The organism is Paenibacillus ihbetae (assembly GCF_002741055.1).
Classification (GTDB): domain Bacteria; phylum Bacillota; class Bacilli; order Paenibacillales; family Paenibacillaceae; genus Paenibacillus_AQ; species Paenibacillus_AQ ihbetae.
In genome coordinates this window covers 2,826,629-2,838,307 of the sequence record NZ_CP016809.1, presented here as the reverse complement: position 1 = coordinate 2,838,307, position 11,679 = coordinate 2,826,629, and the positions used below count along the sequence as shown (strand labels likewise).

The 11,679-nt window shown below is 53.6% G+C and carries 8 protein-coding genes; 3 read left to right on the top strand and 5 right to left on the bottom strand.

What is annotated here, in order from left to right:
- Positions 1-602: 602 nt before the first annotated feature.
- Positions 603-1,958 (bottom strand): sodium-dependent transporter, encoded by a 1,356-nt coding sequence (locus BBD41_RS12705; protein ID WP_099477799.1) that lies wholly within the window; start codon positions 1,956-1,958, stop codon positions 603-605.
- Between the two features lie 673 nt (positions 1,959-2,631).
- On the opposite strand from BBD41_RS12705, the gene BBD41_RS12700 reads away from it, so the two are divergent.
- Positions 2,632-3,531, top strand: coding sequence for a sigma-70 family RNA polymerase sigma factor (locus BBD41_RS12700; protein ID WP_099477798.1), 900 nt, complete (start codon positions 2,632-2,634; stop codon positions 3,529-3,531).
- Here BBD41_RS12700 and BBD41_RS12695 read toward each other — a convergent pair.
- The 4 genes from BBD41_RS12695 to BBD41_RS12680 form a co-directional block, all read right to left on the bottom strand.
- A complete protein-coding gene (locus BBD41_RS12695; RefSeq protein ID WP_077570294.1) occupies positions 3,500-3,946 on the bottom strand; it encodes a carboxymuconolactone decarboxylase family protein in 447 nt (148 codons plus the stop codon). The two genes, BBD41_RS12700 and BBD41_RS12695, sit on opposite strands and share 32 nt — an antisense overlap.
- 458 nt (positions 3,947-4,404) lie before the next feature.
- Entirely contained in the window at positions 4,405-6,060 is a 1,656-nt protein-coding gene (locus BBD41_RS12690; RefSeq protein ID WP_077570292.1) for a DUF4179 domain-containing protein, read from the bottom strand.
- Positions 6,047-6,580, bottom strand: a complete 534-nt coding sequence (locus BBD41_RS12685; RefSeq protein ID WP_077570290.1) for an RNA polymerase sigma factor — start codon at positions 6,578-6,580, stop codon at positions 6,047-6,049. Before BBD41_RS12685 ends, BBD41_RS12690 begins: the two co-directional genes overlap by 14 nt.
- A 207-nt stretch (positions 6,581-6,787) precedes the next feature.
- Positions 6,788-9,583 (bottom strand): glycoside hydrolase family 3 protein, encoded by a 2,796-nt coding sequence (locus BBD41_RS12680; RefSeq protein ID WP_099477797.1) that lies wholly within the window; start codon positions 9,581-9,583, stop codon positions 6,788-6,790.
- Between the two features lie 255 nt (positions 9,584-9,838).
- Here BBD41_RS12680 and BBD41_RS12675 point away from each other — a divergent pair, with 255 nt between their 5' ends.
- Both BBD41_RS12675 and BBD41_RS12670 read left to right on the top strand, forming a co-directional pair.
- Entirely contained in the window at positions 9,839-10,168 is a 330-nt protein-coding gene (locus BBD41_RS12675; RefSeq protein WP_077570286.1) for a PadR family transcriptional regulator, read from the top strand.
- A gap of 2 nt (positions 10,169-10,170) precedes the next feature.
- Positions 10,171-11,493 carry an FtsW/RodA/SpoVE family cell cycle protein gene (locus tag BBD41_RS12670; protein ID WP_077570284.1) on the top strand — a complete coding sequence of 441 codons (1,323 nt, stop codon included), beginning with the start codon at positions 10,171-10,173 and terminating at the stop codon, positions 11,491-11,493.
- Positions 11,494-11,679 lie beyond the last annotated feature (186 nt).

Sequence of the window (11,679 nt, the reverse complement as noted above, 5' to 3'; positions counted from 1 at the left end):
TTACAGGCAGTTCTGTTTTTTCAATCGGTGCTGGAGATCATAGATGGGTCCCGCTGGCTCTTAAGGGTAAGAATTGTTCCGTCAGGGACGGCTTCAGCCCTGTCCGAGTAACGTTTTGTTTGGTTGTCAGAAAAAAAAGAGCCGTCTATAAGCATCGGTTTCACCTCTATATCCGCAGCAAAGTAGGTTGCAGAAACACAATAAAGTGGAGCAGTAAAAGAGCACTAATCACACGCCTGAAATCCCGTATAATATGCCCGGTAGATATCAAACTGGGGGTCTCGGTGAGGAATAAAAAACGGGTAAGCCGCAAGAAAACTACAGCTGTTATATAAAATAATATTTTTTAAACTAAAGTGCTAAAGGTGTTCTTCAACAATCAGGAGAACGTCTTTATTTTTGCCTAGCTTCCATATAATTTAAAAAGGCAGAAAAGTGATTCATTACATACGATTCTTTCCATGTGTTCCGGGCGGGAGCACTTGGTTTCGCATGCTTCGCTTGTTGATCGCAGCAATAAGCGCGGCCAATTTCGCTTAGTCCCAATCCATAAAAAAGGCAACCTATTCCGCTTTATAGCGGGTCAGGTTGCCTTAAGTTTATTATTCGACTTTAATGACGCCTGTTGTATGCAGCAGGACGAGGACAACCAGAATCGGTGCAATGTATCTGAGCATGAACAGCCACACGCGGAACCATCCGGCTTTGAGGCCGGCGGCATCGGCTGCCGTTTTCCAGAAGTAGCCTGCAAACAATATTGTAATCAAGCCGCCAACCGGAAGCAGGATGTTGGACGTAATGAAATCAAGCCAGTCAAAGAAGCTCTTGCCGCCAATGTCTTCAAGGCCGGGAACAATTCCGAACGACAGCGCGGATGGAAGTCCCAGCAGCAGCACCAGCAAGCTCACGGCAGTCACGGCCTTCGTCCGACCCCAATGCCAGCGGTCCATGACATATGATACCGGCACCTCCAGCAAGGAGACGGCCGAGGTCAATGCGGCGATGGCAAGAAGAATGAAGAACAATCCGCCGAAGAATGCGCCAAGCGGCATGGCCGAGAAGGCGGCCGGCAGTGCAATAAATACGAGCTTCGGACCGGCATCCGGTGCGATTCCGAAGGACGCGGTCGTTGGAAAAATAATCAGGCCGGCAATAAACGCATAGATCAAGTCCCCGGCGCCAATGGCAAGGGTAGCTTGTCCAAGCGACTGCCGCTTATCGACATAGGCCCCATAAGTCAGCAATATTCCCATTCCAAGCGACAAGGAGAAGAAGGCGTGGCCGAGAGCGACCAGTGCAGCCTCTGCACTCAGCTTCGAGAAGTCCGGATTGAGGAAGAAGGATACGCCCTCGCCGGCGCCCGGAAGCGTGACCGCCCGAACCATCAGCACGATCAGCAGGATGACGAGACCCGGAATGAGAATTTTATTGAATTTCTCAATTCCGCCGGAGACGCCTCTGGCCACAACCCACCCGGTGAGCGCAATCGCAACGACCTGCCATACAATCGGCATATAGCCTGCCGTAAAGGAGCCGAACTGTCCGGTAAAATCGGTACTCTCATACAGTGCTCCGCTAAAGGACATGACCGCATAATGGAGCGTCCAGCCCGCCACAATGACATAGAAGGTCAGAATCAGGAACGGAGCGATGACCTGCAGCAATCCGAGACGGCCGAAGATTTTGGCTCCGCCTGCTTTCACGAAGGAAGTGGCCGCACTGCCGCGGCCGGCTCGTCCAATCGCGAGTTCAGCCAGCAGGACCGGCAGTCCGATTAGGATGAGACAGATGATAAAGAGCAAGAAGAAGGCGGCGCCGCCATGCTCACCCGTAATATACGGAAACTTCCACATGTTGCCGAGTCCGACGGAGCTTCCGATGGCTGCCAGAATGAAACCCGCTGAAGAAAAACGATCTTGTTTTCCAGGTGCAGCTGGGTCGTTTAGCTGTTTTTTCATAGATGTTCCCCCAGTAGATTTTTTATTTAAGTTTCTCTATTATATTTCAATCTTGCTTAGAAGGCATAAGTAAATTTTCCTAATACGCCCGAATGCGCAAGCCGCTGCCTGTAATTCGGGAGTTTCGTCACAACTCCGCGTTACCCGAAACGGCTTTGTTGTGTCACCATGCACTCCGCCTGTTCCATGCATGCCACCCCATATCTTATTGAATAATTACCCGATTGTCGATAGATTTATTGGTTTTTGTGCAGTGTGAAGTCTTCAAGCAGGTCTTTGCCGAAGGAACTATCCGCTAAAAGTCATTGGAAACTGCCCCTTTAAAAGCGGTGAATCCTAAGCTAAATTTGAGGAGACGAAACTACTGAACCCAAAGGAAGGCACATAATATGGCCGGCCGTTGATCGGATTTCCGTCGTCGCCGCTGCGGTATTTTTTGAGAAAAAACGGGCGATCTTGCAAGGAAGAAGGGCACAGATTTTACAGATTTTATAGGGGCCGCTCCCGTGAACGGGAAGGCATCCTGGATGGGATAGCTGGCCGCAGCTTCAGTCTCGCTGTTTCGCTGTATTGGGACACCCTAATCACGAGGTGATGTCACAAATACGGCAGCTGAAATGTCTTTATAATGATATAAGAATAGAAAAATGCAGAAGTGTCGAGGAGTGAGCCTATGCTGCTGGAACAAATTTATACCGACTTTCGACCGCTCCTGTTCAGCCTCGCATACCGAATGCTGGGAAGTGCCGCCGATGCGGAGGATATTGTACAGGACGTCTTTTCCCAATTTGTTGCAATGGACCAAGGGGAGGTATCGAATGTAAAGGCGTACTTGGCAAAAATGACCACGAACCGCTGCATCAATCTCCTGCGCTCCTCCCGCCGTCAGCGCGAGACTTATACAGGACCTTGGCTGCCGGAGCCGCTGCCGATTGACAGGCCGGTGATGCCGGCCGATCCCGCCGAGCGCCGTGAAAATATAGGGTATGCTTACCTGGTGCTCCTTCAGCAGCTGACGCCGCTGGAACGTGCAGTGTACGTATGCAAGGAAACGCTAGGGCTGGAATACAAGGATCTGACGGAGATGCTCGGCAAGACGGAGCCCGGCTGCCGGAAAATCTTCAGCAGGGCCAAGCAGAAGATTGGCCGAATCTCATGGAATACGGACACGCGGCAGCACCGGATAGAAGCGCAGGAGCGTTTTGTCGAGGCATTCTTGAAAGCTTCCGATGAGGGCAATTTTAAACCTCTGCTGGCATTTTTGACGGATGAGGTGACGCTCATCTCGGATGGAGGGGGCAAGGCAAGAGCTGCGCTTAAGCCCATTCTGGGGGTCGATCGGGTACGCGCCTTTTTCGAGGGCCTTTCGGCAAAGGGGAGATTCCGTGAAGGCTTTGAGCCGGTTGCGGTGAATGGGGAGCCCGGGCTTCAGCTGAAACAGAACGGCCGGGTTGCGATGGTGCTGTCCGTAGAGTGGGAGCCTGACGTCTCCCGCATCAGACGGATCTTTCTTATGGTAAATCCCGATAAACTGCTCCGATTTAATCGAAGCAGCCCGGGAACATGCCGGTAGACACGCCGAACCGGTTCCAGGCGTTGATTGTGCTAATGGCCAGGATCAGATCAACGTATTCCTTCTCGCCGAAATGCTCCCGCACGCGCGCATAGACGTCGTCGGGAACGCCGGCCACATGGAGCTTCGTCACGCATTCGGTCAGCTCCAGAACGGCACGCTCAGCCTCGGAATAGATCGGTACTTCCCGCCACATCGGGAGGAGGAGCAGCCGCTCGGTGCTTTCCCCCATGGACAGCAAGTCTTTGGCATGCATATCGACGCAATACGAGCAGCCGTTGACTTGGGACGCCCGAAGCTTGATCAGTTCGTACAGCTTGTGGTCAAGGCCGCTGTTTTTGGCGGACTGCTCTAAGGCGAGCAGCGACTTAAAGGCATTTGGATTGGCGGATCTGTGATTCATTCTAAGGGTCATGGGAGGGTCTCCTTTGCGGTTGTTTTATTTTGTGTTCACCCTTATGACAACCGGGCCATTGGAATTGTGACGTCCATTTGAAAAAAAATTTTGACCAAGCAAATCCAGCACTTTCTAGCGGACCTTAGCTGTGGACCTTAGCTGAAGATACCCTAACAAAGGCACCTTCGAAAGGCATAGGGTGAGCATGACTGGGCCAGTGCGGAGAACCCGGCAGAACCGGATTATCGGCAGTGAAAAACAGCAGCCCGCTGGGCAGAGATTCTGCCAGAAGGGCTGCTGTTTTTGTGGGCGAGAGAGCTCGCTTAGGCTGTCAGCCGCGAAAAATGAGGGAGCGGCCGGATTGTGGGCTTCGCTCAGCTGCTAAATGGTTGGCTGCCCGCGAATTGGCTGCGACGTGCGTTAATGGCTTGTCGTACCAGCGTGGTCGCTAAGCAACGCACCGATGTCATCATGACTTATTTTCCATGTCTAATTGGAACGCGAAGCTCGTCGTCAGGCTGGGTGGTCGTATAGTTATAGATATACAGCTCCTGCTCGGTTCCGTTATAGTTTTCATACACGTCCATATGCTGATTATTTCCGTCTCCGAACACCCCGAGGATGGCGGGTCTTCCGTATTCCCGATCCTTGCCGTCTAGATAATAGGTTTGATTCACTCCGCCGAACGCGGAATCCGTGCTGCTGGATTCTACGTACAGATTGCCGTCCTTCATGTAATAGGTCCATGTAACAGGATACTCCCCAACGCTGGAGGTTATAGTTTGCCGCTCTGTCGAGATCCCGGTTAACCGGACCACCGGCCGGCCATCGCCCTTGTACTCATCGACCCTGTGGTTGGCAATCAGCGTTAATGGTTGTTGGGCCAAGCTTTCAGGCGTAAGGCCGGCCATTTCGAACCGAAGCTCCGTTTTGTTTGATTGATTCGGCACGAGCCACACGCTGCCATGGAGAAGCTTGCCGCCCACGTCCAGCTTATAGTTCATATAATGGGCTCCTGTAAATTTCTCTTCGCGGGTCAAGACGAGCCGAACCTGAGTTGGCGTGACGATCATCTCGTCGATTTTCGTTCCGCCTGGCACCTCGGTGATTGGAATATTCAACCGTTCCCTAAACGAGCTGTCCTCCAGCTGCTTCTTCGAAAGAGAGGTGCCCAGGCTCCAAGTTCCATCGGCCGTTCCGAGCGTACGCTCGTATTTGAGCTGGAACGTCGTTCCTTCGGCGCGTAAGGAGGCTGCGGAAAACACCTGTTGGCTCGAATATTCGTCGGACGCTCCCGGTGTCCCGAATACCGGGGTTTCCGTTTCCTTTATGCGCGCCCCTTCCTTATCCGTTGCTTCGATTCGTACCCAGCTGTTAGACTGAACGGCCGGATCGGTAAAGGTAATGACGGAATTCAGCAGAACCTTGTCTCCGGGCTGATCGAAGGATTGCAGCGTAACCGTGTCGATCCCGTCCTTCTGGATCTCGAATGTTTGCGTCTCCGGATGGTCGGGACGGAAAGCGATCGTTTGGCTGCCGTCTCCGATAAAACGGATGTTTTCCACGACAAACTCCATCTCGGCTTGGCGCTCATTCAGTACCCAATCGGTTTCGAAGTATCCCTGGAAGACCTGAAGCTCCTCATTCCATTGGTGATAGTAGTAGCCTTTAATTAACTTGCCATCGGCATCCTGAAGTCCTATGTTCTCGAACCCGATATTTTTCCCCTTCCCTGACGCTCCGGGATCTAGGCTGTACAGGAGGAAGGTGCGGTTCTCATCCGTAAAGGCGGTATGCAGGGTCAACGTGATGCCGTCCCGGGTGACCGATTGCTCGATCGTTTGGCCGAGCCCCTGTTCCAGGGCAGTCTCAATACCGGCTCTGAAGGACAGAAGATTTGACCAATCATAGGTCACTGCTGCGTATACGGGCGTTGCCATAAGGGCGACAGATAACGAGATCGCAATCGCGGTCCGCTTTCGGCTGCGCGAACGGGGGGCTGCTAATTCTCCTCCGGCGGCTGTCCGCAGCTCGCCCTGCTGGATGCTGCTCCACATCCGGTCGAAATCCGGATAAGGCACCGTGTTGGAGTGTTTCATTTGGTTTTTCATTTGATTCTCAAGACGTTCCAAGTCGTTCCTCTCCCTTCAACCATACGGAATGATTTTGTTCCAGCTTCTTGCGCATCAGCTTCAATGCTTTATGGAGCCTTGACTTCACGGTTCCTTGCGGAATATGCAAGGTATCGGCGATTTCCGCCATCGACAGCTCGCCGATAAACCGGAGGGTTACAACCGCAAGCAGCTTATCGGGGAGCTGTTTGAGCAGCTTATCCCATTCGGCTGAGGTCTCTCTCTCGAGCACGACTGCGTCGACCGATTTGATCGATGCGGCCTTGTGCTCATGGAGCCACTGAACCTGGGGCTGCTTCTCGCGTTTCGTCTGGTTCTTCCTAAGCAGATTCAGGCAGTGATTCATCGTGATGCGCATAATCCATGCCCGGATATTCTCGATGCGCTTCCAGTCCTGCCGAAATACGGTGACGAATACGTCATGGCATACATCCTCCGCATCCTGCGCGTTTCGGAGCATGTAATAACAAGTCCGGTATACTTCCTTGTTGTACGAATCAAACAGCTCACGTTCGGTCAATTACGGCACTCCTTTCTTCGCGTTATGCCATATAAACAAATGACCCTTGGAAAAGGTTCATTTTCCGAGATAGCCAAGGGAAGGGGAACGATCCGTAACCCTATGACTCTAAAATAGCAAAAGAACACCTGTCCCGCTCTAAAATGAGGGACAGATGTTCTAGGAATGTAGAGGGCAGGCGATTGCCAAAGATAAGCGTTTCGTCGATTAAACCATCCGCAGCCAGCTGACTTGAACTTCGCCTTTCAAGATAAGGAACACATCGTGTCGGCCGAATAAGGCCTCCACGGACGTCTTGACGGTCGTCCAAGCCTGGCGTCCTCCGGTCGGGATCACTTTGCAGGTTCCGATGACAGGGCCGTCTGGGCTGCCCGTTGCAAGAACCAGCTCCCCGCCCCGAATATGGCCGGACACTCTGGCCTCGAACGTAGTGGCAGGCCCGCTGAACTCAACGTCATGGAAGGCGATCCATCCGCTTTCCTTGGCGACACGGATGCTTTCGCCGCCTTCGCGGCATTCGTCGATGAACACCCCGCTGTAATCGTCGTAATTGACGGCACGGACACGCCCGGATAAGGAACGCGGCGGAATGACTTCTCCTTCCACTTGCAGGATAGCCGTTTCGGCAGCCTGTGAAGAGGAAGGACCGACCATAACGGTGTATTCGCCGCTTTCGATGCAGTAACGCTCGCGCGTAACGTCCCAGAGTGCCAGCTCCTCGGCGGCGAGCTTGAAGCTTACCGTTTCAACGGCGTCCGGTTCCAGGTGAATCCGGCGGAAGCCCTTTAACGTTTTGAGCGGACGCACGACGCGGGAGTTGTTCGCTCTGACGTACAACTGGACGACCTCGTCGCCGGCACGATCGCCTTCATTGCGCACCTGAACGGAGACCGTAACCTGACCGTCCGCTTTCATGACGGGCTCGCTGATGGACAGCCCGCGGTACGCGAAGCGGGTATAGCTAAGCCCGTGTCCGAACGGATAGAGCACGTCCCCGTCAAAATACTGATACGTACGTTTCCCTTTAATAATATCGTAGTCCATCAGGTCCGGAAGCTGATCAACGGATTTATACCAGGTCATGTTCAATCGGCCGCCCGGATTGTAGTCTCCGTATAGGACATCCGCTAAGGCACGGCCGAGCTCCTGGCCGGCATGCGACGTGAAGACGATGGAAGGTACGTGCTCCTGCTCCCAGTTCACGGCGAACGGATAGCTGCCCACAATGACGACAACCGTATTCGGATTCGCCGCATGCACCGCTTGGATCAGCTGCTGCTGGGATGGCGGGAGCACGATATCAGGACGGTCGATGGTTTCCTTGCCGTTAATGAACGGGCTGTTGCCGACGAATACGATAGCCGTTTCGGCCGTTTTCGCCGCAGCTGCCGCTGCTTCGATGCCATCCTGAACGGTCTCCACCACAAGCGGCGCGGCCTCAGCACCGTCAGCACCGACGGTTAACCGGCCTTGTTGATCCAGAATGACCGGCTTGCCTTCCCATGAAGTCATGACCGTTGTACCGTCCGGAAGCGCCGCAAGACTAAAGGCTTCCTTCACGAACCAGCCGCGGGCTTCGTCAGCGGTTGCCTGAAGACCGTTCTCGGTCTCCGTCACGAATTTGCCGCTGCTCACAAGGCGGAGCGTAACGGATCCCCAGCCCCAATCGTTGCGTTCGAAGAGGGCAGCCTCCGAAGACTCGGACGTTCCGAAGAGAAGCCCGTTATCGTCCGCCAACGTAACGTACTGACCGCTAGCCGCGCTGCGCAGACGCACTTGATCCAGCCCGGTATGGAAGTTTACCTTGCGGCCGTTCATTTTCTCCGTAATGCCTTGGAGCGGCGTGGTCCGGTATGGCGGCGTGCCGCTGTACCAGTCGGTAAAGGCTTCATCCGCAAGCGGGCCGATCACCGCTGCCGACGGCATATCGTTGTTCAGCGGCAGCAGGCCGTCGTTCTTCAACAGGACTACGGATTCACGAGCAGCCCGCAAGGACAGCTCAGCATGCTCGGGCGCGCACAGCTTGGATTCCGGGACGTAGCTGTATGGATTGCGGTCCTCCGGATCGAATTCGCCGAGGCGGAAGCGGACGCGAAACGTGTTGCGGAGGGCGTGATCGAGATCCTGCTCTGTAAGCAGTCCCTGCTCCAGCGCATCGCGGAGGGCGCGGAAGGAGATCTCCTGGTCATCGGTAATGCTGTCGATTCCGGCCTTTACGGAACGGGCTACAGCCTCGGCGTAGGAATCGACGTAGTGATGATCCATGACGGTGCCGAGCACGTCCCCGGCATCGCCGACGACAAATCCGTCCATGCCCCATTCCTGTTTGACGATCCGGTTTACCTCATCGTTCAGATTGCACGGCGTCCCATTAATGCCGTTATAAGCGGTCATCATTGATTTGGCGCCGCCTTTACGGAAAGCCGGCTCGAAGGCCTTCAAATAGTACTCCCGCTTGTTGCGCGGGTCGATGCTTACCGAAGCGCTGCCGCGGTCAACCTCGTTGTTGTTGCCGTAGAAATGCTTAAGGGTTGCGACCGTTTTGTAGTAGAAAGGATGGTCGCCTTGCATGCCTTGAACAAGTCCGGTGGACAGCTCGCCGGTCAGATGCGGGTCCTCGCCGTAGGCTTCCTCGGTGCGTCCCCAGCGGGGGTCGCGTTCCATATCGACGGTCGGCGCCCAGATGGTCAGGCCGTTGACGGCCTTGTCGCGCTGGTAGTAGACGCGGGCCTCATCGGCGATGACCGATCCGATCTGACGCATCAGCTCGGGGTTCCAGGTGCAGGCAAGCCCGGTATTTTGGGGAAAGACCGTCGCCTCGCCAAGCCATGCAACGCCGTGGGCACCTTCGGTGCCGTGTTTGTATTTTTGCACGCCAAGACGGGGAATTTCCACCTGGTATTGGCACATGAGCTCGATTTTCTCCTCCAGCGTGAATCTTGAGACCAGGTCGTTAACCCGTTCTTCTAAGGGAAGATCCGGATTCTGGAATGGATAATTCATGATATAACCTCATTTCTTAGCATGATTGTGAAATGGAAACGCTGTCAGTAACAGCCGAGCAGCGTCTACACGTTGCAGCCGAATTGAAATCAACTCTATCATATCGTGGACCGCGGTCGCTTCATACACGCATAATTAGCGTTGTTTTCATGCGATAATTTAGCCTTTTTAGGATTGCGAATCAGGGGAGGATGATTTATACTTATACCTAGGATTACGATACATAGATTTACTAGGTATAGGGGTGAGAGCAGGATGGGCATCAACAAAGAGCTGCTGAAGGGCAGCACCGTCATTTTACTGCTGACCGTCTTGAACAAGCGGGAGATGTACGGGTATGAGCTGATCAAGGAGATCGAGCAAAGCTCGGACGGTGTATTCGTTATGAAGGAAGGCACGCTGTATCCGATCCTGCATACGCTTGAGGCGGAAGGGTGGCTTGAATCCTATTGGAGTCAGGTTGATGGACGCAAACGGAAGTATTATCGGATCACGGAGCGGGGGAAGGATCAGCTTCATGAGAAGACCAGAGAATGGATTACGTTCCGCACCGCGGTAGATACCGTCATTGGGGAGGGAAGCTAACCTTGCGGTACATTGAAGAGTACAGGACAGTACAGGATTTTCTGGACCGCGTGTGCAAGCAGGTTCGGGCTAAGCCCATGCATGCGGAGATCCGCGAAGAGCTGCTAAGCCATATCGAGGAGCGGGCAGAGCTGCTGATGCTGGAGGGGAATGCCGAGGAGCCGGCCGTGCTGGAGGCGGTTCGTCAGATGGGCGAGCCGGAGGAGATCGGGCGAAGTCTGCACATGGCCCACCGGCCGCAGCTGGATTGGAAGCTGCTTATGCTGATCGGTATGCTGTCCGTCATTGGTTTGGTCGGCATGCTAAATGTTGATTATTCGGATGGACCGTCAAAGACTGGTTTATTTGCCCAAAAGGCGACATTCCTTGGCCTTGGCGCCATTTTCCTCGTCCTGCTTTATTTCCTGGACTACCGAAAATTGAAGAAACACTCGGGCGCATTGTTCTTCATCACACTTTGTCTTATGGCGTACACGCTTTTTCAAGGGGTTACCATTAACGGACAGGCCTTATATTTGAGTATCGGTTCGTTCGCGATTCCGACTCTTGGCAATGTATCCATCTTGCTTCTCCTGATTGCCTTGGCGGGAATGAAGCCCGCAAGCCAGTGGGGACTATGGAAGGGTATGCTAATCACACTCTATCGTGGCGTATTGCCTGTTGTGCTGTATGCTTTGAGCGATTCGATGGTACATCTGGTCATCTATTTGCTAGGATTTACGGGGATGACCTGGGCAACAAGCCGTAATTTCCGGCAATTCTTCTTACTGATGATCGTGCCGTTCACGAGTTTGGCAATTGTGCTTGTAACGAAGCAGCAGTACCTCATGTGGAGGCTCGAAAGGATCATGGATCGTGAGGGAGACGGCGGGTACGTTATGCGCGCTGCATCGGAAGCTGTTTCCTCTGCAGGTTGGTTCGGCCATGGATTCGGTGCGCCCAACCCTGGAATTCCTTATATTTATAGCGAGTCGGTATTTACATATCTCATTTACTGCTTCGGCTGGCTGTTCGGAATTGCGCTGGGGATTATGGTATTTTTGTTTCTTGCTAGAATCTGGACGATCTCCTCGGTGCTGCAGGATGCCTATGCGAAACATATCGTGATGGCGGTTATCATCGTCTTCTGTATGCGCATGCTTATTCCGTTGTTTATGGGGTTAGGGATCATCCCGGCCTTTAGTCTGGACCCGCCCTTCATCTCCTACGGCGGAACGAACCAGCTCATAGATTTGGCTGTCGTTGGCCTGATCCTGTCGATTTACCGGCGGAAAAATATGATTCCAAGCGACCTCGAAGGAATCGAGGCGGTTAGAGTGAAATGAGCGAAAACAAGCTACCACGTAGCGGTTGATGCTATAGCATGATCAAGACCGAGCGGCACAGCCGCTCGGTCTTTCTACGGCATCACTTCTATCCGCACCTTCGCACCATTTCTCGTACCGTCTCTATTTGCCCCGTCTCTATCCGCACCGCATCTATCACACCTGTTGCTTACGCATCTGTTTTTA